23 protein-coding genes are annotated in these 25,265 nt (G+C 70.5%); 12 read left to right on the top strand and 11 right to left on the bottom strand.

All coding sequences use genetic code 11. The annotated features are described in order from the left end of the window. Nucleotides 1-98: 98 nt before the first annotated feature. Nucleotides 99-2,042: an aconitate hydratase gene (locus tag ACT3UL_RS12775; RefSeq protein ID WP_444578634.1), complete on the top strand. Its 1,944-nt coding sequence runs from the start codon at nucleotides 99-101 to the stop codon at nucleotides 2,040-2,042. Between the two features lie 19 nt (nucleotides 2,043-2,061). Here the strand turns inward: ACT3UL_RS12775 and ACT3UL_RS12770 are convergent, their stop codons facing one another. Then, entirely contained in the window at nucleotides 2,062-3,285 is a 1,224-nt protein-coding gene (locus tag ACT3UL_RS12770; protein ID WP_444578633.1) for a 3-deoxy-7-phosphoheptulonate synthase, read from the bottom strand. Between the two features lie 233 nt (nucleotides 3,286-3,518). Further along, nucleotides 3,519-4,646 carry a methyltransferase gene (locus tag ACT3UL_RS12765; protein ID WP_444578632.1) on the bottom strand — a complete coding sequence of 376 codons (1,128 nt, stop codon included), beginning with the start codon at nucleotides 4,644-4,646 and terminating at the stop codon, nucleotides 3,519-3,521. Nucleotides 4,647-4,920: 274 nt separating this feature from the next. Here ACT3UL_RS12765 and ACT3UL_RS12760 point away from each other — a divergent pair, with 274 nt between their 5' ends. After that, nucleotides 4,921-5,133 (top strand): CsbD family protein, encoded by a 213-nt coding sequence (locus ACT3UL_RS12760; protein WP_193116467.1) that lies wholly within the window; start codon nucleotides 4,921-4,923, stop codon nucleotides 5,131-5,133. 194 nt (nucleotides 5,134-5,327) lie between these two features. Next, nucleotides 5,328-6,002 (top strand): dihydrofolate reductase family protein, encoded by a 675-nt coding sequence (locus tag ACT3UL_RS12755; RefSeq protein ID WP_444578631.1) that lies wholly within the window; start codon nucleotides 5,328-5,330, stop codon nucleotides 6,000-6,002. Between the two features lie 72 nt (nucleotides 6,003-6,074). Here the strand turns inward: ACT3UL_RS12755 and ACT3UL_RS12750 are convergent, their stop codons facing one another. The 8 genes from ACT3UL_RS12750 to ACT3UL_RS12715 form a co-directional block, all read right to left on the bottom strand. Continuing rightward, complete coding sequence (locus ACT3UL_RS12750) at nucleotides 6,075-7,178, bottom strand: ROK family protein (RefSeq protein ID WP_444578630.1); 1,104 nt, start codon at nucleotides 7,176-7,178, stop codon at nucleotides 6,075-6,077. Between the two features lie 237 nt (nucleotides 7,179-7,415). Continuing rightward, nucleotides 7,416-8,369 carry a sugar-binding transcriptional regulator gene (locus tag ACT3UL_RS12745; RefSeq protein ID WP_444578629.1) on the bottom strand — a complete coding sequence of 318 codons (954 nt, stop codon included), beginning with the start codon at nucleotides 8,367-8,369 and terminating at the stop codon, nucleotides 7,416-7,418. A 142-nt stretch (nucleotides 8,370-8,511) separates the two neighbouring features. Further along, nucleotides 8,512-9,255 carry a glycerophosphodiester phosphodiesterase gene (locus ACT3UL_RS12740; RefSeq protein ID WP_444578628.1) on the bottom strand — a complete coding sequence of 248 codons (744 nt, stop codon included), beginning with the start codon at nucleotides 9,253-9,255 and terminating at the stop codon, nucleotides 8,512-8,514. A gap of 8 nt (nucleotides 9,256-9,263) precedes the next feature. Next, nucleotides 9,264-10,643 carry an ABC transporter substrate-binding protein gene (locus tag ACT3UL_RS12735; RefSeq protein ID WP_444578627.1) on the bottom strand — a complete coding sequence of 460 codons (1,380 nt, stop codon included), beginning with the start codon at nucleotides 10,641-10,643 and terminating at the stop codon, nucleotides 9,264-9,266. 29 nt (nucleotides 10,644-10,672) lie between these two features. Beyond that, nucleotides 10,673-11,608, bottom strand: a complete 936-nt coding sequence (locus tag ACT3UL_RS12730; protein ID WP_444578626.1) for a carbohydrate ABC transporter permease — start codon at nucleotides 11,606-11,608, stop codon at nucleotides 10,673-10,675. Then, nucleotides 11,608-12,582 carry a carbohydrate ABC transporter permease gene (locus tag ACT3UL_RS12725; RefSeq protein ID WP_443412227.1) on the bottom strand — a complete coding sequence of 325 codons (975 nt, stop codon included), beginning with the start codon at nucleotides 12,580-12,582 and terminating at the stop codon, nucleotides 11,608-11,610. The genes ACT3UL_RS12730 and ACT3UL_RS12725 overlap by 1 nt, the downstream gene beginning before the upstream one ends. After that, on the bottom strand, nucleotides 12,579-13,631 hold the full coding sequence (locus tag ACT3UL_RS12720; protein WP_444578625.1) for an NAD(P)-dependent alcohol dehydrogenase: 1,053 nt from the start codon (nucleotides 13,629-13,631) through the stop codon (nucleotides 12,579-12,581). The genes ACT3UL_RS12725 and ACT3UL_RS12720 overlap by 4 nt, the downstream gene beginning before the upstream one ends. A 191-nt stretch (nucleotides 13,632-13,822) precedes the next feature. Next, nucleotides 13,823-14,416 carry a hypothetical protein gene (locus tag ACT3UL_RS12715; RefSeq protein ID WP_444578624.1) on the bottom strand — a complete coding sequence of 198 codons (594 nt, stop codon included), beginning with the start codon at nucleotides 14,414-14,416 and terminating at the stop codon, nucleotides 13,823-13,825. Nucleotides 14,417-14,630: 214 nt separating this feature from the next. On the opposite strand from ACT3UL_RS12715, the gene ACT3UL_RS12710 reads away from it, so the two are divergent. Beyond that, a complete protein-coding gene (locus tag ACT3UL_RS12710) occupies nucleotides 14,631-15,392 on the top strand; it encodes an SDR family NAD(P)-dependent oxidoreductase (protein ID WP_444578623.1) in 762 nt (253 codons plus the stop codon). Between the two features lie 96 nt (nucleotides 15,393-15,488). Beyond that, nucleotides 15,489-16,256 (top strand): hypothetical protein, encoded by a 768-nt coding sequence (locus tag ACT3UL_RS12705; RefSeq protein WP_444578622.1) that lies wholly within the window; start codon nucleotides 15,489-15,491, stop codon nucleotides 16,254-16,256. 57 nt (nucleotides 16,257-16,313) lie between these two features. Here the strand turns inward: ACT3UL_RS12705 and ACT3UL_RS12700 are convergent, their stop codons facing one another. Beyond that, nucleotides 16,314-17,504 (bottom strand): MalY/PatB family protein, encoded by a 1,191-nt coding sequence (locus ACT3UL_RS12700; RefSeq protein ID WP_444578621.1) that lies wholly within the window; start codon nucleotides 17,502-17,504, stop codon nucleotides 16,314-16,316. Nucleotides 17,505-17,671: 167 nt separating this feature from the next. On the opposite strand from ACT3UL_RS12700, the gene ACT3UL_RS12695 reads away from it, so the two are divergent. From ACT3UL_RS12695 to ACT3UL_RS12665, 7 genes are all read left to right on the top strand, one after another. Further along, the gene (locus ACT3UL_RS12695) at nucleotides 17,672-18,499 is read left to right on the top strand and encodes a sensor histidine kinase (RefSeq protein WP_444578620.1); all 828 of its coding nucleotides are present in this window, start codon (nucleotides 17,672-17,674) and stop codon (nucleotides 18,497-18,499) included. Further along, nucleotides 18,492-19,247, top strand: coding sequence for a response regulator transcription factor (locus ACT3UL_RS12690; RefSeq protein WP_444578619.1), 756 nt, complete (start codon nucleotides 18,492-18,494; stop codon nucleotides 19,245-19,247). The genes ACT3UL_RS12695 and ACT3UL_RS12690 overlap by 8 nt, the downstream gene beginning before the upstream one ends. A 156-nt stretch (nucleotides 19,248-19,403) precedes the next feature. Then, entirely contained in the window at nucleotides 19,404-20,825 is a 1,422-nt protein-coding gene (locus ACT3UL_RS12685; RefSeq protein WP_443353392.1) for an MFS transporter, read from the top strand. Between the two features lie 24 nt (nucleotides 20,826-20,849). After that, the gene (locus ACT3UL_RS12680) at nucleotides 20,850-21,884 is read left to right on the top strand and encodes an ABC transporter substrate-binding protein (protein WP_444578618.1); all 1,035 of its coding nucleotides are present in this window, start codon (nucleotides 20,850-20,852) and stop codon (nucleotides 21,882-21,884) included. Then, nucleotides 21,881-23,494: an ABC transporter permease gene (locus ACT3UL_RS12675; protein ID WP_444578617.1), complete on the top strand. Its 1,614-nt coding sequence runs from the start codon at nucleotides 21,881-21,883 to the stop codon at nucleotides 23,492-23,494. The genes ACT3UL_RS12680 and ACT3UL_RS12675 overlap by 4 nt, the downstream gene beginning before the upstream one ends. Continuing rightward, nucleotides 23,491-24,552 carry an ABC transporter ATP-binding protein gene (locus ACT3UL_RS12670; RefSeq protein ID WP_444578616.1) on the top strand — a complete coding sequence of 354 codons (1,062 nt, stop codon included), beginning with the start codon at nucleotides 23,491-23,493 and terminating at the stop codon, nucleotides 24,550-24,552. Before ACT3UL_RS12675 ends, ACT3UL_RS12670 begins: the two co-directional genes overlap by 4 nt. 84 nt (nucleotides 24,553-24,636) lie before the next feature. Beyond that, the gene (locus ACT3UL_RS12665) at nucleotides 24,637-25,206 is read left to right on the top strand and encodes a DUF421 domain-containing protein (RefSeq protein WP_444578615.1); all 570 of its coding nucleotides are present in this window, start codon (nucleotides 24,637-24,639) and stop codon (nucleotides 25,204-25,206) included. Nucleotides 25,207-25,265: the final 59 nt, after the last annotated feature.

The following is a 25,265-nucleotide window of genomic DNA, read 5'->3' as shown; positions in this document are numbered from 1 at the left end:
CACCCGCCCTGGGCACCCGCACGATTCCGGCCTACCCTGGCAGGGAGGTCCACCGTCGGACCGACGACGGCGGGCCGCTACCCCAGGAGGACTGCGCTGTGGCACGGAACGTCGCTCAGAAACTTCTCGCCTCTCACCTCGTCGACGGTGAGCTCACACCCGGGGCCGAGGTGGGGCTGCGCGTGGACCAGACCCTCACCCAGGACGCCACCGGCACCATGGTGATGCTGGAGCTCGAGGCCATGGGCCTGGACCGGATCCGCACCGAGCTGTCGGTGCAGTACGTCGATCACAACCTGCTGCAGACCGACGAGAAGAACCCCGAGGACCACATGTTCCTGCGCTCCGCCGCCGAGCGGTTCGGGCTGTGGTTCTCCCAGGCGGGCAACGGGGTCTCCCATCCGGTGCATCAGGCCCACTTCGGCCGTCCCGGCGCGCTCCTGATCGGCTCCGACTCCCACACGTGCGCGGCGGGCGCGCTGGGCATGCTCGCCGTCGGCGTGGGCGGTCTGGAGATCGCGATGGCGATGGCCGGGCAGCCGATGTACGTCACGACGCCCGACGTCTGGGGCGTGGAGCTGACGGGCACCCTGCCGGACTGGGTCTCCGCGAAGGATGTGGTGCTGGAGATGCTGCGCCGCCACGGCGTCAGCGGAGGCGTGGGCCGCATCATCGAATACCACGGCGAGGGCCTCGCGCAGCTGACGGCGATGGACCGGCACGTCATCGCGAACATGGGCGCGGAGCTGGGGGCGACCGCGACGGTCTTCCCGGCCGACGACGTGGCCCGCGACTATCTGAGGGCCGTCGGCCGCGAGGACGCGTTCGAACGCTGGGAGGCCGACGCCGGCGCGTCCTACGACGTCACCGAGCAGATCGACCTGTCGACCCTGGAGCCGCTGATCGCGCGCCCCTCCTCCCCCGGCAACGTGGTGACGGTCGCCGAGGCGGCCGGCGAGGAGGTGTTCCAGGTGGTGGTCGGCTCCTCCGCCAACCCGGGGCTGCGGGACTTCGCCGTGGTCGCCGAGATCCTCGCCGGGCAGCAGAGCCACGACCAGGTCTCCGTCGACATCAACCCCACCTCCCGCGAGGTGCTCGCGGATCTGATCACCGGCGGCTGGCTGACCTCGCTGGTCGGGGCCGGAGCCCGCATCCACCAGTCCGGCTGCATGGGGTGCATCGGCATGGGCCAGGCTCCCGCCGCGGGCCGCAACTCGCTGCGCACGATGCCCCGCAACTTCCCGGGCCGCTCCGGCACGGAGGAGGACGCGGTGTGGCTGTGCTCCCCCGAGACCGCCGCGGCCGCCGCCCTGACCGGGAAGATCACCGATCCGCGCACCCTCGCCGAGTCCCACGGCCTGACATATCCGCGCCCGACGATGCCCGAGCGGTACGCGCATCTGCCCTCGATGCTGGCCGCTCCCCTGCCCCCGGAGGAGGCGGCGGAGGTCGAGCTGGTCAAGGGCTCGAACATCTCCTCGCTGCCGGACTTCGCCCCGATCGAGGACCAGCTGGACGTGCCCGCGATCCTGGTGATGGGCGATGACGTCTCCACCGACGAGATCCTGCCCGCCGGGTCCCGCGTGCTGCCCTTCCGCAGCAACATCCCCAAGATCTCCGAGTTCGCCTTCACCCGGATCGACCCCGACTACCCGAGGAACGCGCAGGCCGCCGAGGGCGGGCACGTGGTCGTGGCCGGGAAGAACTACGGCCAGGGCTCCTCCCGTGAGCATGCGGTGATCGCGCCGCGCCACCTGGGCCTGAAGGCCGTGATCGCAGTGGGCTTCGCACGGATCCACTGGCAGAACCTCGCGAACTTCGGGATCCTCGCCCTCGAGTTCGACGATCCCGCGGACCTCGCCCGCATCGGGACGGGCGACCAGGTGGTGCTCGACGGCGTGCACGAGGCGCTCCGCAGCGGCACCTCGGTCACGGCGCAGATCGGAGGCCGTGAGGTGGGCCTGCATCATCGGCTCTCGGAGCGTCAGGTGCAGATGGTCCTCGCGGGTGGTCGGATCCCGCTGGCCGCCCAGGAGGTCTGAGCTCGGCCGGTCAGCCCGGTCAGCCCACGAGAAGGGTGTGACCCCCTCGCCGCCTGCGCACCCCGCCGGCGAGCGCACGCAGCACGTCGGCGGTGGTGTCCCAGTCCATGCACGCATCGGTCACGGACTGCCCGCGCACGAGACCGGCCGGACCGGCGTCGACGTCGAGCTTCTGCGCGCCGGCGACGAGGTTGCTCTCGAGCATGATCCCGGCGATCGCCCCGCCGCCGGCCGCCCTGCCGTCTGCCACGCGGCCGTCTGCTACGCGGCCGTCCACAGCGATCTGGTCGGCGAGCATCGTGGCGACCTCGGCCTGGCGCACGTGGTCCTTGCCGGAGTTGCCGTGACTCGCATCGATCACCAGGCGGGGCGGAAGGCCCTGCCCGGCAAGACGTTCGGCGGCGGTGCGCACGGGGCCCGGCCCCCAGTTCGGGCCGTCGGCCCCGCCGCGCAGGATCAGGTGCACGTCGGGGTTGCCGGTGGTCGAGACCAGGCTCGCCCGCCCGTCGGCCCCGATCCCGAGGAAGGACTGCGGGGACGACGCCGCCGCGACCGCGTCCAGCGCCACCTGGATGCCGCCGTCGGTGCCGTTCTTGAACCCGATCGGCATGGACAGTCCGGAGGCGAGCTGGCGGTGGATCTGCGATTCGGTGGTGCGGGCCCCGATCGCGCCCCAGCTGATGAGGTCCGCGATGTACTGCGGGCTGATCGGCTCGAGGAACTCCGTGGCGCAGGGCAGGCCCAGCCCGGTGACGTCGAGCAGGAAGTCGCGGGCCCGCCGCAGACCGGTCGCGATGTCGTGGCTGCCGTTGAGATGCGGGTCGTTGATCAGGCCCTTCCAGCCGACGGTGGTGCGCGGCTTCTCGAAGTAGGTGCGCATCACCAGCAGCAGGTCATCGCCCAGCTCCTCCTGGATCCCGGCGAGCAGGCAGGCGTATTCGAGCCCGGCCTCCGGGTCATGGATCGAGCAGGGGCCCACCACGACGAGCAGGCGGTCATCGGTGCCCTCGAGCACTGCGCGCACCTGGTCGCGGGCACTGCTCACGAGATCGGCGAGATCAGGGCGCAGCGGCAGCTCGGCGAGGAGCTCGGCCGGGGTGGGCAGCGGGGTGAGGCTCGCGATGTGGCGATCGGGGGTGACTGCCGAAGCCGAAGTGGCAGAAGAAGCAGAGGAGGCTGTGGTCGCCGAAGAGGCTGTGGTCGCCGGGCTTGTGCTGGCTGGGGCTGTATCGAGAACTGTCATGGGTCCTGTCCTGAGGGAGAGCGGACCCGATGCAGAGCCCGCCGGGAATGGCGAAGGGCAGAGCGAATGCTCTGCCCCGGCGGCTCTGAAGGGATGGTGACGCTATGGCATCGCCGGCCCCTCCAGGGCCGACTTCGCATAGGTAAACCATCGGTTCGTCATGCCAGGAGAGTACAGGCCGCGGCGCACGACGCAAGCCCGGTCCGCCCGATGGCCGGCCGACGGGATCAGGGTCAGGCGGCCTTGTCGCGGAGGCGCCACAGGGTCGTGACCTCCTGGCGACGGGCGGCGTGGAGAAGGTCCAGGGCGTCGGCCGCGCGGCCGTGGCGGGGCGTGGTCGAGTCCTCGCCGGCCACCTCCAGCCCGGCCCGGCGGATCAGGCGCAGCAGCTCGTCGCGGCTGCGCAGCTCGAGGTGCTCGGCGAGGTCGGACAGCACCAGCCAGCCCTCTCCTCCGGGGGTGAGGTGATCGGCGAGGCCCGTGAGGAAGCCGCGCAGCATGGTGGAGCCGTCGTCGTAGATGCCCAGCTCGAGCGCGGAGGTGGGGGTCCCCGGCAGCCACGGCGGGTTGCACACCACGAGGTCGGCGCGCCCCGGCGGGAAGAGATCCGTCTCGATCACGGTGACCGCCGACGTCAGCTCGAGTCGCTCGATGTTCTCCCGGGCGCTCTCGACGGCGCGGGGGTTCACATCGGTGGCGACCACGTTGACCACACCCCGTCGGGCGAGGACCGCCGCCAGCACCCCGGTGCCGGTGCCGATGTCGAAGGCCGTGAGCTGCTCCCTCGTGGTGGGCAGCGGCACCCGGGCCACGAGGTCCACGTATTCGGAGCGCGAGGGCGAGAAGACGCTGTGACGAGGGTGGATGCGGGCACCGAGCGCCGGGACCGGGACCCCCTGCTCATGCCATTGGTAGGCGCTCAGGACGCCCTGCAGCTCGGTGAGCGAGACCAGCGTGGGCTCTTCCAGCTCGCCGTACGCCTCACGGCAGGCGTCCGCGATGTCCGGGGCGCGGCGCAGCGCGAGACGACCCCCGGGCTCGAGGAGCACGATGATGCCGCCGAGCACCTGGGAGCGTTCTGCCCGCTCCGCGCGATGCGCACGGAACAGGGCCGAGATGCCCAGCTTGCGGGAGATCGTTCCGTGATCGATGCGCCGGGAGACGGCCTTGAGGAGCTGGCGGGCGTTGTGGAAGTCTCCGCGCCACAGCAGCGAGCTGCCGGAGCGCAGGTGGCGCAGAGCGGCGTTCGCGGTGAGCGTGTCATCGGCGATCTCGACAGCGGCGGGCGGTGGGGCACCGTTCTCGGAGCTCCACCGCGCCGTCTGCACAGCGTCGTTCTCGGTCCAGCTGACCAGGGGCATCGGTGTCTCCCAGGACGTCGACGAACGAGGATCCGGCGCCGCATCCGGGTCGGCGCGCAGAAGGGGTCCTCGCGACGAGTCCTTCTCGTCCGGTCCGAAGATTGTCTCACCTGCGCTGTGATCGCGGGCTCGACGTCACGGAGGTCCAGGTGGCGGGGGATGCCGGGCGGCTGGGAAGGCCGGGCCTGACCGGGGGGTCAGTGGGTTCCCGGCCGAGTTTCTTATACTCCGGACTGTAGGCATCCTGTGTTCGCTACGACGAAGGAGGCACCTCATGAGTGCAGACGAGAAGTTCGAGAACGCGACCGACAAGATGGGCGGCCAGGCCAAGGAAGGCTTCGGCAAGCTCACCGGAGACAAGGAGACCCAGGCAGAGGGCCAGGCCCAGCAGGGCAAGGCTGATGCCAAGGACAAGCTCCAGGACGCCCGCGACACCGTGAAGGGCGCGGTCGGCGGGATGTTCGGCAAGAAGGACAAGACCGACTGATCTGCGGGGACGGCATCGGCCCAGCGCCGACGTCGACCTGATCCGAGGGCGGCTCCACCTGGTGGGGCCGCCCTCGACGCGTCCGGGGTCGCGACGCCCAGCTCCCACAGGGACGGGACGGAACGGGACGGGACGGGACGGAGTAGCGTGACCGGCCAGCGGCACGCCGCCGCTGCCTCGACAGGAAGTGTGCGATGACGCCACGAGAACAGCCCCAGCGGGTCAGGATCCAGAACTTCACCATCTCCGGCGACGGTTTCGGTGCCGGGGAGGACCAGGACCTCGAGCATCCTTTCGGGACCGTGGGCACCGGTCCCGTGAATCCCGGGGAGCTGATGGCCTGGGCCTTCGAGACCGCGAACTTCCCCGGTCGCTCCGATGGCGGCGGTTCGCGGGGCCTCGAGGATCGCCTGACCCGCGACTTCTCCCGGAACATCGGTGCCGAGATCATGGGTCGCAACAAGTTCGGTCCCGTCCGCGGCCCGTGGCCGGACGAGGAGTGGACCGGCTGGTGGGGCGAGGAGCCGCCGTTCCACACTCCCGTGTTCGTGATGACCCATCACCCGCGCGCGTCGTTCAACCTCTCGGACACCACCTTCCACTTCGTCGGCGGGACCCCGCACGAGGTGCTCGCGCAGGCCTTCGAGGCGGCCGACGGGAAGGATGTGCGCATCGGCGGCGGGGTCTCCACCGTCCGCCAGTTCCTCGAGGCGGACCTTGTCGATGAGATGCACGTGGCGATCGCGCCGCTCGAGTACGGCAGAGGTCTGCGCCTGTGGGACTCCCCGGCGGAGCTCACGGACCGCTTCCATCTGGAGCAGGTCGAGGCACCCAGCGGCGTCATCCACTGCTTCTTCTGGCGGCGCTGAGCGCTCCGGTCCTGCACGCTCGGGTCCGGCGTGGCTCTGTCCAGCGTGCGTCGGCCGGGTCGGTCCGGCCTGCTAGGACGCGGCGCTCTCCGCGTACGCCGCGCGGGTGAACGGCCGCAGCCCCGTCGTCGGATCGGCGAGGGAGGACAGGATGTCGCGGGTGGCGAGCAGCGCGGCCCCGTGGGCGCTCGCGAACTGATCGAGCTGCGAGATGCCCATCGCCGGAGCGATCTGGACGTGGCTCTCGAGATAGCTGCGCAGGTCGTCCTCGAAGTACGCGGCGAGCGGGGTCAGGGCGCCGCCGATCACGACCAGGGACGGATCCACGAGGGTGGCGGCCAGGGCGAGCGCCCGCGCGATCTGGAGCACGTAGTCCCGCGCCCCGTCCTGCACAGCTTCGTCGCCGGCGAGCGCGGCGCGCACCGCCTCTCGCAGGGGGTCGCGCGCGGCCTGGAAGTCATCCAGCCAGTCCAGGGAGTCCTCAGCGGGGATCAACGTGCTCATGGACAGGTCCCCGGCGATGAAGTGGACGCCCCGATGGGGAGCGCCGCCCATCAGCATGGCCATGGAGGGTCGCCGCCCGAGCTGGATCTGCACCACGTCGCCGTGGCCACGGGCCACTCCCGCCTCGTGCTCCGCCCACAGCGCAGCGATCACGTCGTTGCTGGTCATCGCGTGTCCACGGATCTGCGCCTGCAGAATATCTCCGGGCCTGCGCCCCTCCCAGGCGGGGAACGACATCGAACGGGTCAGCTGCCCGCCATCGTCGACCGTGCCGGGCACCGCCAGGGACGTCACCCACACGTCGTCGACCCCCTTCGTGCACTCGGCCACGACGTCCGCGACGACCTCGTGCGCCGGGGAGGAGTCCCGGCCGACGGGCCCCGTGGGCACGGCGCGCTCGATATGCATCAGGGGGGCCCCGGCCAGATCGGAGAGGACGCCGCGCACGGTGTGGATGCCGACGTCGATCCCCAGCACGTGCCCGCTCGGGATGCGCGCGCTGAACACCTGCGACGGCCTGCCCGGCCCGCTGGCCCGGGCGGCACCGACCTCGGCCCAGCCCTTGGCGGCGACACCCCGCATCACTTCGGCGAGCGTCGCCTGGGAGAGGCCGGTGGAGCTGACCAGCTGGGTGATCCGCTGCGGTCCACGGGTCCGGAGGGACTGGACCACGGCATATTCGTTCCAGCGGCGTACCGAGCTGGGATCCGCTCGAGTGCTCCGCCTGTCCATGACACCCCCTTGCCCGTCCATGACACTCCCTTCTCGTCGATGTGACCACGATCACAAGCACGCTCTTCCAGTATGGCACCACCTGACCCGACTGGCGTTTTCCCCCGAGCGCCGTACCTTCCGAGGGCTGCCCGACGGGCGGCGAGCCGCCGATCCGCACCGGCCAGGAGGCAGGCCTCACACAGGCTTGTCGGGAACATCCGCCGCGGCGAGAGCGAGCTCGGCCGAGCGCACGTCGGTGATGATCACGTGGGCGAGCCCGGAGCGGAGCGTCGCAAGCACTCCGCGCTCTTTCCACTCCCCACCACCGATCGCCACCCGCAGCGGCACCCGGCGCAGCTCCGCCTCGGGGATGCCGATGAAGCGGCCTTCGAGGCCGCTCACGCTCCGGCCCTCGATGTCCAGCAGCGTGGTGCCGAACTCGGCCACCACTCCCCTCTCCTCGAAGGCCTCCCGTTCCCCGTTCTCGGCCAGGATCTGCGCCAGCAGCGAGGAATCCGGCCAGCCGCCGATGGTGAGGAAGGCCTTGCGGACGTGCCGGAACCTGGCCATCGTCTCCTGGATCGCCGGATGGCGGAGGATCGGCGTCGCTTCAGGGTCGATGAGGATCGGGACGTACAGCGGCGAGGTCGCTCCCCCGGCCGCGCGGCCGATGTTGGAGATGACCTCGACGCCGTCCTCGAGCCGCGGCCAGCCGATGCCGGTCAGCTGGACGACGTCCGCACTGGGCAGCACCTCGATCTGGCGGGAGGCGAGCACGAGGGTGCGGCCCGGCGCGAAGCCGAGCACGTCGTCCTCCTGCACGGTCTCGCGGATGAAGCGGGCGGTGACCGCGGCGATCGCCTCGCGCACCTCGGTGTCCTGCGCCGATCGGGTGGCGACCACGAGCGCGGACTGCAGGCCGTAGCGCTGGGCGAGCCGCGCCGAGAGGTCCACGTCGATCGGGACCGCTACGGCCGGGCGCACCTCGATCAGCCCGAGGTCCCGAGCCCGCCGCACCATGCGTGCGGTGACGAAGCGCGACTTGCCGATCTCCTCGGCGATGTCGTTGACGGTGCGACCATGGGCGAGATTCTGCATGGCGACGTACACATGCAGGATCTGCTGGTCCAGGGGCATCTGCGCGCTCATCAGTGCATAGTAGTGCCGCATCTGTGCGGAGATCGGGGACGACGACTGACCCATCTGTGGCCTCGTTCCTCGTGATCCGGCAGGCCCTCGCTCCGGGCCGCACGCCCCTCACACCCGGGCGCACGCTGCTCGCGGAGACTGCTCAGGCGGAGGTCGCCTCGGACTCGACCTGGCGGAGCCAGTCCATGGCGAGCGCGGGGTCGTCGGCCGTGGTGCCGTCGGCCCCCAGGCGCACCGCCTCGCGCATGTTCTCGATCGAGCGCATCGGCCACAGGTGCAGCTCGAGGCCGCGGTCCCGGATCCCCTGGACGTGCTCCTCGGTGAGACCCTCGAAGCCGATGCAGATCCGGCTCGCGCCGGTGTGCTCCACCAGGGCCTGCCAGCCGCCCTCGAACTCCTCCGCCGTGGCGATGTTGTGGCGGATGATGCCGCGCGGCACATCGGGGAACAGCTCCCTGGCCTCGCGCAACGGCTCCTCCTTGAAGCTGGTGAGCTGGGTGCGCGCCGCATGGTCGGGGTGGTCCGCGAAGTGTCTCGCGAGGTATGGGACCGTCTCCGGTGCCTTGATCTCGAGCTGGATGACGGTGCTGGTCGCCTCGTACATCTCCCCCAGCGTCACGACTCCCGTGCCGGAGTCCAGCACCACCGAGCGCAGCTGCGCGAGGGTCATGTCCCCGGCCGGACCGAGGTCGCGGGCGGAGTCCTCGCCGGCGGTGCGGTCCAGCGTCGCGTCGTGCAGGAGGAACAGCTCCTCGTCGGCGCTGAGGCGCACGTCGAGCTCGATCTCGTCGACCCCGATCTCCTCGGCGAGCGCGTAGCCCTCCAGGCTGTTCTCGGGGGCGTGCGCCATCGCTCCGCGGTGCCCCACGATCAGCATCTTTCCCATCGTGCCTCTCACTCTCCCACTCTCTGTTCGTACTTCTCCCGGACCCGGTCGATCGCGGGCTCCAGCTCCTTCTCCATCCTGGTCAGCACCTTCTCGGCGTCCTCTCCGGCCGAGTAGACGGACTGGATGGCGTTCTTGGCCTCGACGATCGTCTCGGGCACATAGCGCCGGGCCACGTCGGGCCCCTGCGCGACCTCGAGCTGGTCGATGCCGACCTGATAGCGGGGGTCCTCGGCGGAGCGCGCCGCGATCTCGTCGGACTCCATCGCGTCCTTCGTGGTGGGCACGTAGCCGCTGCCCAGGGTCCAGTCGATCGAGGCCTGCCCGGTGCTGAGGAACTTGATGACCTCCCAGGCGGCCTGCTTCCGCTGCGCGGAGGCGTACTTCATGATCGACAGCCCGCCGCCGCCGGTGGGCACACCCGTGGTGACCTCCTGGGGCAGGAACCCGCAGCCGAAGTCGAAGGTCGCGGCCTCCTTGATGCCGGACAGGCTGCCCGTGGACTGCAGGGCGGTGGCGCAGGCACCGGAGGAGAAGTCGCCGGTCGCGTCGGCCGCGAGATAGCCCGAGCCGTCGTCGTGGATGAACTTCCGGTCGTACTCGAGAGCGGCGATCGACTCGTCCGAGGTCAGCGTCATGTCCAGGCCGTCGGAGTAGGCGCCGCCGAAGGCCCAGAGCGAGCCCGAGAAGTACCAGTCGTCGCCCCCGATGTAGGCGCGCATGGCGACCTTGTTGCCGTGGTACTCGTAGCCGGTGACCTCGCGGCCCCACTCGGCGTACTCGGTGTAGGTCTCCGGCGCGCGGTCCGGGAGGCCCACGGCGTCGAAGATCTCGCGGTTGTAGTAGAACAGCGGCGTCGAGCGGCCGAAGGGGAGCCACCAGATGTCGTCCTTGACGGTGCCCTCGGCGAGGAACCGCTCGTGGTAGGTGTCGGTGCCGAAGGAGTCGTCGAAGTAGCCCTTGAGCGGCTCGAGCACCTCCGCGAGGTAGAAGCGGTTCCACACCACGTCGCTGAACACGACGATGTCCGGCACCTGGCGGGCCTGCAGGCTCGCGGAGAGCTTGGACTCCACGCCGTCATAGCTGTCGAAGATCTGCACCTCGACGTAGATGTCGCTCTGCGCCTCGTGGAAGGCGTCGATGTTCGCCTGGATCACCTCGGCGTTGTGCGCGGTGTAGGCGCTCCAGATGACCACGCGCTGGCGGTCCGCGAACTCGGCGGGGGTCTCGCCGCCGGGCTGCTCGAGCACGAGCCCCTCGGTGTCGCCGAGGCCGAAGCAGCCGCCCAGCAACGGCGTCCCGGCGGCGAGCAGGCCGGCGCCCAGCAGCTGCCGGCGCGAGGGGGTGCGGGGGCGGGCGGAGCGCCCGCGGGAACGGGTGGAAGGCATGGCTCTCCTTGCAGGACGGGGCACGGTGCTCAGCGGCCGTTGCCGGCGGCGGCGCCGGTGAGCCCGGAGACGATGTAGCGCTGGGCGCACAGGAACACGAACAGCATCGGGAGCACCACGATGAGGGTGCCGGACATCAGCACGCCCCAGTTGGTCAGGCCGTCGTTGGACTTCAGGTACATCAGCCCGATGGGCAGGGTGCGCATGTTCACCGAGTTGGTGATGATCAGCGGCCACACGAAGTTGTTCCACTCGTCGATGACGGCGACCAGGGCCACGGTGGCCACGGCCGGGATCGACATCGGCAGCGTGAAGGAGACCAGCCGGCGCAGGTGACCGCAGCCGTCCACCTCGGCGGCCTCGAACACCTCGGCGGGCAGCGACATGAAGTGCTGGCGCAGCAGGAAGGTGCCGAAGGCGGAGGCCACCCCCGGCAGGATCAGGCCCGCGTAGGTGTTGATCAGGCCCATGTTGCCCATCGTGATGTAGTTGACCAGCAGCGTGACGTGACCGGGGACCATGAGCGCGCCGAGCATCACCACGAACAGCCACTTCTTGCCCGGGAAGGGCAGGAACGCGAAGGCGTAGGCCGCGAAGACGGCGAGCACCACCTTGAGCGTCGCGCCGATGACCGTGACGATCACCGAGTTCTTGATGAACGCCCCGAACGGCGCGATCCGCCAGGCCTCGCGCATGTTGTCGAAGGTCAGCTCGCTGGGCAGCCACTTCATGGGCCAGGAGTAGATGTCCCCGTTGGTCTTGAACGACGTGGACAGCAGCATGTACAGCGGGATGAGGAAGACCAGGCCCACGGCGATCAGCAGCAGGTATCCCCACCAGGTGCGCTTCAGGGAGCTCGGGCGACGGCGACGGGCGGGCCCGGCGCTGCCGGAGGAGCTGTCGACGCTCTCATCGGCCCGCTGGGCCCCGTCGGCCGCCGTGCGGGTGGTCGTGGGATTCGCCATCAGTAGTGCACCTTCTTCTCGACGAATCGAAACTGCAGGGCCGTGATGACCATGAGGATCACGAACATGACGGTGCCGGCGGCGGCGGAGAGGCCGACGTTGGAACGAAGGAACGCCTGCTCGTAGATGAACCAGCTCAGCGTGGTGGTGGACGAGGCGGGTCCGCCGTTGGTCATCACCGCGATCACGTCGAACGCCTGGAAGGCACCGATGGTCTGGGTGATGACCAGGAAGAACGTGGTGGGCGAGAGCAGCGGCAGGATCACCCGGGTGAAGGTCTGGAAGGAGCTGGCACCGTCGAGCTCGGCGGCTTCGAGGACGTCGGTGGGCAGGCCCTGGATGCCCGCGAGATACACGATCGAGACGAAGCCGACGCCTTTCCAGATCGAGACGATCAGCAGCGCGGGCAGGGCCCAGTCCGCGTCCGTGGTCCAGCTCGGCGAATCCGCCCCGAAGAGGTTGAAGACCACGCGGGCCAGGCCGTAGTTGGGGTCGAAGATGAACAGCCACACCACCGCGAGCGCGGCGCCGGAGACGACGTGCGGGGTGAACACGATGCCCGTGGCGACCGAGGTACCGGGCAGCTTCTTGGAGAACAGCGCCGCCAGCAGCACCCCGAGCACGAGGCTGATGCCGACCACGACGACCACCCATACCAGGGACACCCACAGCACCTTGTGGAAGGAGGGTGAGACGAGCATCGAGGTGTAGTTCGTGAGCCCCACGAAGAGCGGCTCAGGGGAGATGAAGTCCCAGCTGGTGAGGCTCAGGTAGAGGTTCGCGACGATCGGCCAGTACGCGAAGACGGCGATGAGCGCGAGGTTGGGGAAGGCGAACAGGGCGAACAGGCCGTAGCCGCGGCGCAGTCGCTTGCGGCGGGCGGCGAGGCGCTCCGTCGACAGGGGCGGCAGCGACGGCATCGAGGTCGTGGCGTCCTTCCGCGACCTCACCGGCGCCGTGGTGCTGGTGCTCATCGGACCTCCCGTGGGTGCTCGGCATCGGGGAGGCCGCCGGGGTAGATGACGGCCTTCATCGAGTCGGGAACCCGCTGGGCGAGGGTGATCGCGGCCTCGGTGTCCGCGAGGTCGAAGCGGTGGGTGATGATCGATTCGACGTCGATGCGGCCGCTGGAGACCAGCGCGATGGCGGTGGGCCAGGTGTGCGCATAACGGTTGACCAGGCCGATCGAGATCTCCTTGACGTTGAGCCGCGACAACGGGAGGGAGACGTCCTGCTTGGGCATGCCCACCATCGCAGCCCGGCCGTTGGTGCGCAGCCGCCACAGACCCTCGGCGAGCGCTGTGGGCGCCCCGGAGCATTCGAGGAGCACGTCGGCGTCCTCGTGGCCGCGCTCGGCCGGGACGGCTCCGGCGAGCTCGGTGCGGAAGCCGAGGCTGCGGGCCAGCTCGAGGCGGAACTCGGAGATGTCGGAGACGACGACGTCGGCGGCGCCCTCGGCGCGGGCGACCTGCGCGGCGAGGATCCCGACCGGTCCGGCGCCGGTGACGCGCACGTGGTCGCCGGGCTGGAGGTTCGCGCGGCGGCAGGCCCAGAGGCCGACGGAGAGGGGTTCGCACATCGCGCCCGCCTCGAAGGACATCGAGTCCGGGAGCGGGAACAGCTGGCGCGAGTCGATCGCGAGCTGCTCGACGAGGGCGCCGTCGTAGGGCGGGGTGGCGAGGAAGATGAAGTCCGGGCACAGGTGGTACCGACCGGCCATGCACTCGTGGCACTGGCGGCACGGGGTGCCGGGTTCGATCGCGACCCGATCCCCCACCTGCACGGTCGTCACCTCGTCGCCGACGGCGATCACGGTGCCTGCGGCCTCGTGCCCGAGAATCAGCGGGCCGTCGACCACCCAGTCGCCGATGTAGCCGACCTGGAAGTAGGCGGTGTCGGAGCCGCAGACCCCGACGGCTTCGATGCGCACCAGCGCCTGGAGCGGGGTGGGGGTGGGGGCGGGGACATCGCGGATCTCGAGGGTCCCGATCTCCGGCATCACCGCGGCACGGTTCGACGTCATGGTGGTCCTTCCGGGAGCGGCCTGGCTCCTGCCTGCTGTGGCCCACCGTCCGCAGTGGGCCCGGTCACGTCGGGATCCACCGTAACGCCGTCGCTCCGTTGTGCTCGACGCGTGCTCTTATGTGCACTGGCGAATTGGTGCGACGTTCATCCGGAGTTTCCGGTACGGGTCCCGCGGCGACGGACGCGCGATCACTTCCCGAAGAGGCCCGCGCTGTGTATGGCGATGGGGCGGCCGTGGCGCCGGCACCACTGCGCGTAGTGGTCCAGGACGAGCGCGGTGTCGGGATGGGGGTGGAACGCCCGGTCCGGACCCCGGCGGGGATTGAGCTTGAGGCGCCCGATCCCCACCCAGCGCCCGGAGGTCAGCGCGACCATGAAGGCCGCATACCGGGTCGGGTACCGGGGGTGGATGATCTCGGCCACCTCTGCCCAGGAGATCACGAGAGTCCCGGAGAACGGCTGCCGAGCCACCATCCCGTGCTCATGGATCGCAAGGGAGGACTGCAGGGTGCGCAGGGCGAAGAAGCAGAGCCCGCCGATACCTGGCAGAGCGATGACCGCCACCACCCCGCCGACGAGTGCAGACGACGGTTCACCGTAGACGATGGCGTGCACCACCAGGATCCCGACGGCGATGAGCACTCCCAGCCCCAGCAGCACCAGCATCGCGAGAAGAACGCTCAGCCCTCGGCCCGTGCTGGTTCTCCCCAGGGGGCCGAGGTCCACCAGCTCGGGTCCCAGCAGGTGTGGCCCAAGACCCGGCCGGGCCATATCGTTCGTCATCGCTCGCACGCTACCGCAGCTGTCGTCCCTCCCCGGAGGGGCGCCCGCCGACCACGGCGCAGAGCCCCAAGCACCAAGCGTAGGGCACAGGGCGCAGAACGCAGAACGCAGAACGATGGCGTCCGTGGTCGCCGGTGCGCCGCGCTCGTCGGCCCCGCGCTGTCCGGCATGGTGGAGGGACGACGGGCCGACGAGCCGACGGAGAGGAACCACGATGAGATGTGCACTGGTCACGGGAGCATCCCGCGGGATCGGCCGGGCCACGGCGATCGCGCTGAGCGCACGCGGCGAGAAGGTGGCGGTGCACTACGGGTCGAACGCCGCGGCCGCAGAGGAGACGCTGGGCCTGCTGCACGGCGAGGGTCATGTGCTCGTGGCCGGTGACCTCTCCGATCCGGAGATCGCCCGGTCCGTCATCGAGGAGGCCGAGCGGGGCCTGGGGCAGCTCGACATCCTGGTCAACAACGCCGGGATCGCGCCCGGTCCGGGCACCGACCACCGGGTGGACGGCACCGACTACGCCGCCTGGCAGCAGCGCTTCACGCGGATGCTCGACGTGGACCTCACGGCGCCAGCGAACCTCACCTACCTGATGGCGCGCGGCCTGATCGCCCGGAAGGCGCCCGGGGTGATCGTGAACGTCGGCTCCCGCGGCGCATTCCGCGGTGAGCCCGACGCCCCTGCCTACGGGGCGGCGAAGGCGGGCCTGCATGCCTTCGGCCAGTCGATGGCACTCGCGCTGGCCCCGCACGGCATCACGGTGGCGTCGGTCGCGCCGGGATTCATCGGCACCGAGCGCCAGCAGCCCAAGCTCGAGGGCCCTGCCGGGGACGACCTGCGGGCGCAGAGCCCCTTCGGACGGGTAGGGACGGCCGAGGAGGTCGCCGCCGCGATCCTGTACCTCACCTCGCCCGCAGCGCAGTGGGCCTCCGGCGCGGTACTGGATCTGAACGGGGCCTCGCACCTGCGGACGTGATGGTCTGCGGTGGGTGACGGGGCCGGGCCGTGGCCGGGGCGCTGCACGTCATCGCCCGAATTGCGCTCTCCCGGTGACCTTTCTACCCTGATCGACATGAGTGCAGAAACTCCCCCGAATGCCGCTGCGCCCGCAGGCGCCGGCCCGTCCGGCGGACACTCCGAGGAGGAGGGAGGCTCGCTTCCCGGCTGGGTCATCCTGCTCGTGATCGCCGCGCTCGTGGTGGCCGCCGTGCTGATCGCCCCGCGCATCGACGTGCGCGGCGGCTCCGGGGACCCCGTCCCCACGGGCCTGAAGGCGGAGCTGGGCGCACCGTCGATCCCGGATCCCGCGGAGGAGGGCGTCGAGGGCGCCACGACCGAGGAGGAGATGGTCGCCGGCGTGCTGCGCTACGCGATGGAGCGCCGCGTGCTCGAGCAGGCGAAGATGGAGCTGCCCACCAGCTCGGAGTGCACGACCTCCGACAGCACCACCTACGAGTGCACGGTGACCGTCGATGACCAGCCGGTCCGCTCGACGATTCAGGTCGATGATGTCTCGAACCTGACCGTCACCTCCGGCGAGCAGACGGTGATCGACAGGGACACCATTCACTACACGGTGCTGGAGCAGGAGGTCGTGGTCACCGACCGCGCCATCCACCTCGAGGCCCAGCAGACGGTTGCCGAGTCCCAGAAGGGTGACTCGCCGTACGACGCGCCACGCTGCGACGAGGACCTGCCCGCGCTCCAGGTGGTCGCCGAGGGCGAGGAGGCTGAGGGTCATTGCTACGCGAAGCCCAACGGCTGGCGTGCCTGGCCGAACTGGTCCGCGAAACTCACCATCTCCGCGAACTCGACGGGCCCCAACCTCTGGAGTGACTGACCGGGCCTGGAAGGACTGACAGGCCATCGGTCGCATCGGCCCCACCTGCCCGGTGTCTCACCCGTCAGCGCGGCCCGGTTCCAGCACGCGGACGATGCGGGTGATCGCCTCGATCAGGAGCGGGCGCGGCATCGCATAGATGAGGCGCACGTGCCCGGACCACGCCGATCCGCAGGCGGTGCCCTCGGTGCATTCCACCCGGGCGCGCTCGAGCAGATGGTCGTGCAGCGACCCCTCGATGCCGTAGACGCGCAGGTCGAGCCATGCCACATAGGTGCCTTCCATCGTGGTCAGGCGCGCCTTCGGCAGCAGGGAAGCGACGAGCTCCACCAGGGTCTCGCGGTTGCGTCGCAGGTAGCCGACGATGTCGTCGAGCCAGTCCTCGGCCTGGGTGTAGGCGGCGGCGGTCGCGGCGAGCCCGAGGTTCGCGGCGCCGTGCATGGGGAAATGGCCCACGCGCTCCCACTGCTCGCGGTCCGCGTCGTTGCTCGTGACCAGCTGGGCGCACTTCAACCCCGGCAGGTTGAACGCCTTGGAGGCGGCGACCGCGGTGATCGTGTGCCCGGCTGCGGTCTCGCTGAGAGAGGCGTAGGGGATGTGCTCGCCCTCCAGCACCAGCGGCAGCCAGATCTCGTCGGAGAACACGCGCCCGCCCTTGCGGTCCACCAGCTCGACGAGCGGTTCCATCTCCTCGCGGGTGAACACCCGGCCCGTCGGGTTGTGCGGGTTGCACAGCACCAGCAGCTCACCGCCCGCGTCGAACGCCGCCTCGATCGCGGCGAGGTCGTAGGAGTAGTGCACACCGGAGTCGCCGGAATCCTCCACCAGCATCTCGACCTCGAGGATCTCGCGGCCCATGAGCTCGGGGACCTCGAGGAAGGGCATGTAGGCCGGGGTGGGCACGATGATCTTCGAGTCCGGCCGCAGGAAGTTCCCGATCACGGCCTGGAACACGGAGATGACGTCGGGCATCTCGTGGATGTGCGCGGGGTCGACGGTCCAGCCCGTGCGGCGCTGCAGGAAGCCGGCGGTGGCCCCGTGCAGCTCGGTCGCCAGGTGGGCGGGGAGGTAGCCGAAGGCTCCGCGATCCACCTCGACATGCAGACGCTCGGTGATCGGCTCGGCGATGCCGAAGTCCATCTCGGCCACGAAAGCGCCGATCACGTCGGCGTCGCCGGCCCAGCGGGTGGCGCCGGTGGCGATCAGGTCGTCCTGCGTGATGGCGTCGAGGTGTTCAGGGCTGGGCATCAGGGGCCTCCTCGTGCAGCAACGGCGTCGGTACTCAGGGCGAGCCTATCCAGCAGGGCGCTGGCCGGAGCGGGACGGCCTCGGCAGCGCAGCCGATGGGCAGCTGAAAAGGGCGGCAGTCACCGCCCGGCGGCATCCACGAATACCCTGGCCATGTGTCAGGAGACGTGTTTCAGTTCGAGGGGTGGCAGCTCGCCGCTCTGCTGCTTGCTGCCCTCCTGCTGGGAGCTCTCGTCGGCGGCGGAGCGATCGCCCTGAGGAGCCGTCGATCGTCGGCGTCCTCAGACGACGACGGCGACGGCGAGACCGGAGCGAGCCCTCCCGAGAAGCTGTCCGCACGGGTCCTCTCCCACGAGATCCGCACTCCGCTCACGCTGGTGAAGGGCGCAGCCGATCTGCTCGCCGAGGAGACTCCCGGACCGCTGAACGCCACGCAGCGCTACTTCGTCGACACGATCGTGGGCAACACGTCGCTCGTGGTGAGCATGGCGGAGGACTTCCTGCTCGAAGCCAGGCTCGAGACGGGTGAGCCGACGCTGGACCGCACCGCGGTCGACATCCGGACGCTGGTCCGGGAGACGGTCCTCGAGCTGCGGCGGATCCGGAGCACGCCTCTGCATCTGGACAGCCGGGGTGGACCCCTCGTGCTCGACGTCGACCGTGCCATGATCCGCCAGGTGCTGTGGAACCTGATCAACAATGCGGTTCGCCATGCCGGCAGCGATGCCGAGGTCACCGTCCGTGTGGAGGCGACCGCCGAAGGCACCACGATCGCTGTGTCCGATGAGGGCGCGGGGATGAGCCCCGAGCAACGTGCTGAGCTGTTCGCACCCCAGGTCAGCGGCCACCCTCAGGGCACCGGCCTCGGGATGGGCGTGATCCGGCAGATCGTCGATGCGCACGGCGGACGCGTCGTCGTCGACTCCCTCGTCCGCCGCGGCACCCGCATCCTCGTGGTGCTGCCGTGGCCCTCCCAGGAGGACGCCCATGTCTGACTCCACGAGCTCCAGCAGCCCCACGGCCCCGGAGGCGCCCCTGGTCCTCATCGTCGACGACGAGGAGCAGATGACGGCGATCATCTCCTTCGCGCTCGAGACTCAGGGGCTTCGGACCCGCACCGCCTCCGACGCGACCGCGGCACGCGCCCTACTCGACTCCGAGCCGATCGAGCTCGTCGTGCTCGACGTGATGCTCCCCGGGGAGAGCGGCATCGAGCTGTGCCGGTCGCTGCGGGAGACCTCCGACGTGCCGGTCATCCTGCTCACCGCACTCGGGGAGGTCGACGACCGCGTCGCCGGGCTCACCGCCGGGGCCGACGACTACCTCACGAAGCCCTTCAGCCCCCGCGAGCTCGCCCTGCGGGTGCAGGCGATCCTGCGACGCTCCTCGGGGTCGACGTCCGTCGCGGACTCTGCCGGCCAGGCGCTCCGCTGCGGGCCTCTGCGGGTCGACCTCGAGTGGGGCAGCGCGAGCTGGGACGGCGCCGAGCTCGACCTGCCGGAGACCGAGCTGCGACTGCTCGGCCGCCTCGTCCAGGACGCGGGCCGTGCGGTGCCTCTGCGGACGCTGCTCCACGAGGTCTGGGGCACGAGCCGCGCCGAGGGCGGTCGCGACATGGTGAAGTCCATGATCTACCGGCTGCGCCAGCAGCTGCGCGCCCAGGGCGCGCCCGCGGACCTCATCGAGGCGGTCCGGGGCCAGGGCTACCGAGTCCGCGTGCTGCCCTCGACCCGTCCGCACTGATCTCGTCACCGATCGTCACCGAGCGCCACCCCACGGTTACCGACGCCTGGGCAGGCTGAAGGGGACGGACGCACGTGCTGCAACGGAGCACCGGTTCCGGGGAGCACCCCGGGGCTCGCCCTGCGTCCGGTCCCTCCCCGATGACGAAGGAGAACGATGTCTGCCCCGACGAAGCGCCGCGGGTTCCTCTCTGCCCCGCCCCCGAAGCCGCGCCTGGACGACGCGGAGGTGCAGCGGGTCTATCCCCGCCGCCGCCTGAACGTGTTCCTCGGGATCTTCCTCGGCTATGCCGGGTTCTATCTGATCCGGAACAACGTCTCCCTGGTGGCCCCGCTCCTCATGGACGACAAGGGGCTGAGCACCCTCGGCATCGGCCTGATCGCCAATGCCGTGCTGTTCGCGTACGGCCTCTCGAAGTTCTTCATGGCCACGGTCTCCGACCGTTCCAACGCCCGATACTTCCTGCCCATCGGCCTCGCCCTCTCGGCGCTGACGAACCTCTTCGTCGCCTTCGTGCCGTGGGTCTCCGGATCCATCGCGGTGTTCGCGACCGTCATGTTCATCAACGGCTGGTTCCAGGGCATGGGATGGCCAGCCTCGGGCCGCGTGCTCGTGCACTGGTTCTCGACCAACGAGCGCGGCTGGAAGACCTCCATCTGGAACACCGCGCACAACGTGGGCGCAGCCGGGCTCGGCGTCGCCGCGGCGGCCGCACTGGCCTGGACGGCCGACGACTGGCGGGCCGCTTTCTGGTTCCCCGCGGTGATCGCCCTGATCGTCGCCGTGGTGGCGTTCTTCCTGATCCGCGACACCCCCGTCTCCGAGGGCCTGCCGCCCATCGAAGAGCACCGCGATGATCCGGCGAAGGTCGAGATCGACGACGCCGATGAGCATCTGTCCATGTGGCAGTTCGTCCGCAAGCACGTCCTGACCAACCGCGTGATCGTGCTGCTGGCCGTCGCCAACGTGTTCGTCTACGCCCTGCGCTACGGGGTGCTGAACTGGATCACCGTCTACCTCGCGGATACGCGCGGGGCGGAGATCTCCGACGGCATCACGGGCTTCGTGGTGTTCGAGCTGGCCGGGATCGTCGGCACCCTGCTGTGCGGCTGGGTCTCCGACAAGATCTTCCGCGGCTACCGGTCCGGCACCGGCATGCTGTTCATGGCCCTGACGGCCATCGCCCTGGTGGCCTACTGGCAGGTTCCGGCCGCTGCTCCGCTGTGGATCTCGATCGCGCTGGTGGCGGTCATCGGCGGCCTCATCTACGGCCCGGTGATGCTCATCGGCCTGCAGGCCATCGATCTCTCCCCGCGCCAGGTCGCCGGGACCGCCGCAGGCTTCACCGGCCTGTTCGGCTACCTGCTGGGCGCGACGCTCGCCTCCTCCGGCGTGGGCCTGATGGTGCACGCGTTCGGGTGGGACGTCTCCTTCGCCGTGCTGACCGCATGCGCGCTGCTCGTCGTCGGCATCATGTGGGTGATCGGCAAGGACGAGAAGGCGCTGATGCGCGCCCGCGAGGAGAAGCGACTCGCGGCGGAGGCGGAAGAGGCTCAGGCCTCCACGTCCGACAGCTGATCCCTGGCCTACCCTCGAAGGATCATGACTCCTCCTCGTCGGTCGCCGCGCGCCGTGAGTGCGCTGGTGGTGCTCGCACTGCTGGCCCTCACGGGCTGCACGGCGACCGGCGACAGGCAGATGGATGATCGCGACCTCGCCGTCCTCTGCTCCAACGACGCCGAGGTCTGCCGCGCCTGGGCGGGCGCGTTCACCGAACGCACCGGGTACGGCGCGACCACGGTGCGCCTGCCCACGTCGGAAGCCCTCGAGCGGATCCGGCACGGCGAGGATCTGCCGGAGTTCGACGTCTGGCACGGCGGCGGCTCCGAGATGTACGTCGAGGCCGCCGACGAGGGACTGCTCGCCCCGTACCGCTCCGTGCAGGCCGCGGGGATCCCCGAAGACTTCCGCGACCCCGAGGACCGCTGGAGCGGCGTGTACTCCTCGATGCTGGCCTTCTGCGTGGCTCCGCAGGCGATCTCCGACCTCGGCACCGAGATCCCCCGCACCTGGGACGATCTGCTCGATCCGGCACTGGACGGTCAGATCAGCACTGCATCCCCTCGCACCTCCGGCACCGCCTACACGGCGATGTCGCTGCAGATCGACCGCCTCGGCGAGGACGCCGGCCGCGAGTATCTCGCCGGCCTGTACGGGCAGGTCCTCCAGTTCACCCGCTCCGGCACGGCGCCGGCGCAGGTGGTCGCGCGTGGGGAGACTGCCGTCGCCATCACCTTCGCGCCGTACTGCGAGGCCGCCCGCGCCGCCGGCAGCCCTGTCGAGGTGGTGCTGCCCGAGGACGCGACGAGCTACGAGGTCGGAGCCGTCGCCATGCTGGCCGATGCCCCGCATCCCGGGACCGCCCGGGAGTACCTCGACTTCGCGCTCTCGGCCGACGGCCAGCGGGCCGGCGCCGCGAGCGGCATCGACCAGATCCCGACCCGCTCGGACCTTCCCGGCAACCTCGCCGATGTCCTCGCGGACGGTCGCTATCCGGTGATCGGCGCCTCGCTCGCCGAGCGCTCCTCACGCCGGGATGCTCTCCTCGCCTGGTACACGGAGGAGGTCGAACGGTGAGCAGGATCTGGCCCCGCACCGCTGCAGCGGCCTCCCTCGTCGTCGCCGGCGCGGGCGCAGCGGTCGTCGTCGGCTGGCCGGTGCTGCGCATGGTGTCGCAGGCGATCGCTGCGGTCGCGACCACAGGCGTCGTCCCTGGTCTCGGGCGCACCCTGGCGGTGTCCTTGGCCCTTGCCGTCGTCGTCACCGTGATCGGTACCGCGGTGGGCCTCGCGCTGGCGCTGACCGCTCGCACGCTCTCCCAGGGATGGAGGCGTGTGCTCGATGCGACCATCGGCGCGCTCCTGCTCGTCCCTCCCTATGTGGTCGCAGCAGCGGTCGTCGCCGTCGGCGGGCGCGGTGGTCTGCTCACCGGGATCCTGCCCGACGTCTACGGAGCGCTGGGGATGACCCTCGCCATGGTCGTGGCGCATCTGCCGATCCCGTATCTGACGATCAGGATGGCCTGGCGCGAGGTGGATCCACGGCTCGTGGAGATGTCCCAGGTCACCGGCGCACGCGCGACGCAGGTGATCCGACTGGTGCTGCTGCCACCGCTGCGCGTCCCCCTCGCGGTCTCGACCGCGCTGCTGTTCGTCTCCGCCCTGTCGGATCCCTCGATCCCGGCCGTGCTGCGCGGTCGGATGCCGACCCTCGCCCACACCGCCTACATCGAGGTGATCGCGTGGGGCGGGGAGAGCACCGCCGCGCTCATCGCCGTCCTGCTGACCCTGCCGGTGCTCCCCCTCCTCCTGGCGATGTGGCGCCGACGGGAGGCCGGAGCGCTCGTGGATCCCTGGCAGGGTCACGGTGCGAGCCCCCGGCTGGTGCTGCCCCGCTCGATCCTCGTGCACGGCTGCCGGGTCCTGAGCGTCCTGGTCCTGGCCGTCGTGCTGCTCCTGGTGCTCGCCTCCGCCGCCACGATGATCCGGGCTCGGGGGTCGCTGCTCACGCCGACGATGATGGACGTGATCGGGTCGACCGTGCGCTACGCGCTGGTGGCACTGCTCCTCGCCGTCCCGGTGGGCCTGATGACAGCATGGGCCTCCGACCAGGGCGGCACGCGTCTCGCCCGCGGCGTGGACCTCCTGCAGACCTCCTTGCTGCTGATGCCGGGCACCACCCTCGGCATCGCGATCTTCCTGGCCTACGGGTTCGAGACCCCTACTCCGTTCGGGCAGCTGCCCGCCCTGGTCGGCGGGGCATCGCTCGCCTCCGGATCTGTGGCGCTCGTCGCCGTGTTCATGGCACCCGCAGTGCCGATGGTGCATCTCGCCGCGCGTGCCGGGCAGCGCCGGGTCCCGCGGGCCCTGCACGAGACCGCCGGCGTGCTCGGGGCGGGCCGACGGCGCATCACCCTGCAGCTCGTGGTGCCGCAGACCGGGGCGCTCGTCGCGGCGACCGCGGCGGCGGTGGTCGCCCGCAACATCGTCTCCGTCTCGCCGGTGGTGTTCGTCTCCACCCCGGATGCACCGATGGTGGCCTCCTTCGCCCTCGACCTGCTCGATCGGGCCGCCCTCGAGCAGACCTTCGCCCTGACGGGGATCGTCGCCCTCGTCGTCGGTGGAGCGAGCGCCCTGGTCGCCTCGGCGAGCGCCGCGGCCCTCGGCGCGCGAGCGAGGTCCTCATGACCGCGCGGGCCGGGCTCCAGCTGAGAGGCGTCGCCGGGGTCGATCTCCACGTGAGCCCCGGGGAGATGATCGCCGTGATCGGTCCGTCGGGCTCGGGGAAGACCACGTTGCTGCGACGCGTCGCCGGACTCGAGCGACTCCCCACAGGCACCGTTCGCATCAGCGGCCGCGATATGGCGCGGATCCCGGTGGAGCGGCGCCCCGCGACGATGATGTTCGAGACCCCAGTGCTGTTCCCCCAGCTCACGGTCTCCGAGAACGTCGCCTTCGCGGTGGAGCGCCGCGAGGGAGACCTCACCGCGGCCGACGTGCTCGACGTCGCGCTGACCTCCTTGGACCTCCGCACCCTCGCCGACCGGCTCCCCCATGAGCTCTCCGCCGGCCAGCGTCAGCGCGTCGCCCTGGCCCGCGCCCTCGTGCGTCGGCCCGAGGTGATGCTGTTCGACGAACCGCTCGCGCACGTGGACCCTGCCGCTCGCGGAGGTCTGCTGCGGGAGATCTCGCGGATCCACCGGCGGATGGGGAGCGCCTCCCTGTTCGTCACCCACGACTGGTCCGATGCGCTCGCCGTGGCCGACAGGATCGCCGTCATGCGTGACGGGATCCTCGTGCAGGTGGACACCCCGCGGGAGGTCTACTCCCATCCGGCGAGCGCCTGGGTCGCTACCCGTGTGGGCGTCCCCAACTATCTGTCGGCGCAGGTCGAGAGGCTGGTGGACGACGGCGGCGGGCATCGGGCGCAGGTGAGCATCCTGGGCTCGTCATGGGAGGTCCCGGCATCCTCCGAGCTGCGACGGGAGGGGGATGAGTGCATCGTGCTCGGGCATCCGCACGCCTTCACGATGACGCGGATCGAGGAGCGCCGAGGCGTCGATCCCCGTCTGGGGCGAGTGCTCTCGACGACCTTCGGCGGCGACCACGTCGACCACGACGTCGAGACCGATGCGGGAACGCTCGTGGTCCGCCGGCCGCTGGGGCCGACGGACGAACCGTGGCCGCCGGGGACCCTGGTCGAGGTCGGTCTCGTGCCCGAGGCGGTGTGGGCCGTCGCGGAATGAACGGACGAGCCGCTCCCTGAACGGCCCGGGCCGTCCGCAGGGCGTCCGTGCTCGGCGCCGCGACCGGTCCCCGACAATGGACGGATGATCGACTGGAACCTCATCTGGCAGGACTACCTCGGCATCAGCTGGAGCGGCGCGCTGGGCGTGATCCTCTCCGCCGTGGTGCTCTACGTGTTCTTCTCCCTGCTCGTTCAGGTGTCCGGGCAGCGGCTGATGGCGAACCCCACCGTGGGCAGCTTCGTGGTGCTCGCCGTGATCGGCGGCGTCACCGCGCGGGCCATGCTGGGCGAGTCCCCCACCTTGCTCGGGGCGCTCATCGTGCTGAACACGCTGATGCTCCTGGAATGGCTGGTGGGCACGCTGCGGCGCACGAGGCGGGCCCGGTCCATGGGATCGTTCCGTCGGCCCTCCGTGGTGATGGTCGGCGGACGCACCGTGGCGAGCGCTCTGCGTCGGCGCCGGCTGTCGGAGCAGGACCTGCTGAACCGGCTGCGGATCTCCGGCGTGCTGGACCTTCAGCAGGTCGAGCTGGTGATCCTCGAGAACCGCGGCACGCTCACGATCGTGCGCCAGGGCTCCACGATCGATGCGTCGCTGGTGGCGGGCGTCGACGGGCGCGAGGCGATCCCGGAGCGCCTGCTCGCGGGGTGAGCGCGGGCCCGGACCGGGGCGGCGCCGTCGGCCGCCCGTCCAGAATCGGGGCACACCAT

It is taken from the genome of Brachybacterium sp. 107 (assembly GCF_052379725.1).
Taxonomy (GTDB): Bacteria; Actinomycetota; Actinomycetes; order Actinomycetales; family Dermabacteraceae; genus Brachybacterium.
The sequence above is the reverse complement of the archived record's forward strand: the minus strand, read 5'-3'. Positions and strand labels throughout refer to the sequence as shown.